Source organism: Xanthomonas populi (assembly GCF_002940065.1).
Taxonomy (GTDB): Bacteria; Pseudomonadota; Gammaproteobacteria; order Xanthomonadales; family Xanthomonadaceae; genus Xanthomonas; species Xanthomonas populi.
In genome coordinates this window covers 1-270 of the sequence record NZ_MDEJ01000402.1, presented here as the reverse complement: position 1 = coordinate 270, position 270 = coordinate 1, and the positions used below count along the sequence as shown (strand labels likewise).

1 protein-coding gene is annotated in these 270 nt (G+C 63.7%); it reads right to left on the bottom strand.

Annotation, left to right across the window (positions count from 1 at the left end; all coding sequences use genetic code 11):
• Positions 1–270, bottom strand: a 270-nt coding sequence (locus tag XpopCFBP1817_RS21450) for a transposase (protein ID WP_146090232.1), incomplete at both ends; no start/stop codon positions are given.

The following is a 270-nucleotide window of genomic DNA, read 5'->3' as shown; positions in this document are numbered from 1 at the left end:
CCGATCCTTGGCGATGCGATGATTGCGCCGCTGCTGCGCCGGGCTCAAAGGCCTGCCGCGCGTGCCCTTGTGCTGGATATCCACGCGATACCCTTGTTCCTTCAAACGCGCTTCACGGTCTCGGTCGGCATAGGCGCTGTCGGCGCGAAGCGTGCGCGAGGTATTGCCCACATCCAGCACACTCTCGAAATGCCGGCTGTCGTGCACGTTCGCGCTGCTGACCTCGTGCACGCGGATCAATCCCCAGCGACGATCGACGTTGGCGTGCAA